This window comes from Protofrankia sp. CiP3 (assembly GCF_917627345.1).
Lineage (GTDB): Bacteria > Actinomycetota > Actinomycetes > Frankiales > Frankiaceae > Protofrankia.
Genome location: NZ_CAKJTM010000005.1, coordinates 124,265 through 125,962 on the forward strand (window position 1 = coordinate 124,265; position 1,698 = coordinate 125,962).

2 protein-coding genes are annotated in these 1,698 nt (G+C 69.1%); both read right to left on the minus strand.

Annotation, left to right across the window (positions count from 1 at the left end):
- Positions 1–67 precede the first annotated feature (67 nt).
- Positions 68–631 (minus strand): GNAT family N-acetyltransferase, encoded by a 564-nt coding sequence (locus tag MJ797_RS03420; protein ID WP_239331735.1) that lies wholly within the window; start codon positions 629–631, stop codon positions 68–70.
- A partial coding sequence (locus MJ797_RS03425) for a transcriptional regulator (RefSeq protein WP_239331737.1) occupies positions 628–1,698 on the minus strand: 1,071 nt, incomplete at its 5' end. The genes MJ797_RS03420 and MJ797_RS03425, both read right to left, overlap by 4 nt.

Here is a 1,698-nt window from a genome sequence, read left to right on the forward strand (position 1 = left end):
CTGACCACCTAGCCGATACGCACATAGGGGATCATGAGCGACGGCAGACCGCCAGCGCCTGCGGACCTCACCCGCTGGTACGGGCCTCCCACGTCTGCCGGGTGATGGCGTAAACGACGCTCGGCCGACCGTGAAGGGACCAGTCGCCATCCAGGATCAATCCGATCTTTTCCATTACTCGGCGGCTCTGGATGTTGTCCGGGTGGCAGATCGAGATGACCCGCTCGACACCGACGTGGACGAACGCGAACTCGAGCGCCGCCATGCCAGCTTCGGGTGCCAGGCCCTGCCCCCACCGGTCGCGCCGCACCGTCCAGGCCACCTCGACACCCGGCCAGCCCATCTCTTCATACAGCCCGGCGCGGCCGACGAACTCTCCGGACAGCCGATCTCGGATGATCCACATCCCGAAGCCGCGCAACGCCCAGTGGCCAAGCTGGAAAGCGGCATGGCGCCACACCGCCTCTTCGTCCATCGGCCCGCCGCCGGTATAGCGGCTCATATCCGGATCCTGAGTCATCCGCGAGTACGGGCCGATGTCCTCGGCCCGCCAGTCCCGTAGGACCAGCCGTTCGGTGAGCACCGTGGGGATCTGCCGGGTAGCAGACGGCGGTCCGAGGGTGAGGGTCACGGGGCGCTCCCGGCGGTCAGTACGAGATGGGAACGGGCGGACAGAGCGTCCTCTAAATCACGGACCGGAGCGAGCTCCCGATAGGGGTGTAACTGGGTCATGGTACGGCGCAGGTTCGCGGCCACGGTCGATGTCAAGCAGCCGTCCAGTAGCGCCACCACGGCCAAGGTGCGGACCGCCGCCTCTTCTGGTTCAGGACTCTCCCGCGTCAGCAGCGCCGCGGCTAGCGCAAGCAGTGCATGTCCCCGTTCCTCGAAGCCACCGTGGCCGGAGTCGTACAGCGCCACCGCAGCGCGGGCCATCGGTTCGGCTTCGTCGCCCGCACCCATGCGGGCGAGTACTCCGCCGGCGAACATGCCGGCCGCCGCTGGCCCGAACGAGGACATCCCGGGGCGCGCCGGTAAATCGACTACCGTCTGACGCATCCGGTACAGCGCATCCCGCGCGGACCGGGCATCGTCGGTCGCGGCCCGCGCACGGGCTTCGTAGGCGGCAAGTCGTGCCGCGGTGTACGGGTGGGGGAATCGCTGGGCAGCCTCCGCCGCGACCCGGACGGCATCCTCGTACCGGCCGCCGTAGAACGCCATCGTGGACGCCATCCCGGCGACGGACGCGGCCAGCACTGGTTCCTCGGCATCCTCGGCATGGTTCTCGGCGAGGGTGAGGAACCGCCGTGACGTGATCGTATCCCCCATGTTGAACGCCAGCCGGCACAGCATGTAGGCGCAGAAGCCCGCGGCCACGGTGAGGCGCCGGTGCGCCCGCAAGCGGGTTGCATCCCGAAGCCTGCCCTCCGCCTGCTGCCAGGTGTCGAACACCTTCGGGGCGAGCGCGTCATGCGCCGTGGTGGTGAACACGGCCGCGTGCTGGTCGACCTTGTCCTCGATTTCGGCGACCGTCAGCGGGTCCGGGCCGGTGGCTGACCACTGCCGGTAGGCATCCGCCGCGAGGATGCCGGCCGCCGTCAGCTCGAAGACCTCCCGCCTGTCCGTGGAACTCACCTCCCCGCCGTCAGGTTCGCCGATTCCGTGCCGCGCCCGGTGGATCCGCGCGCGGAGCTGCACCAG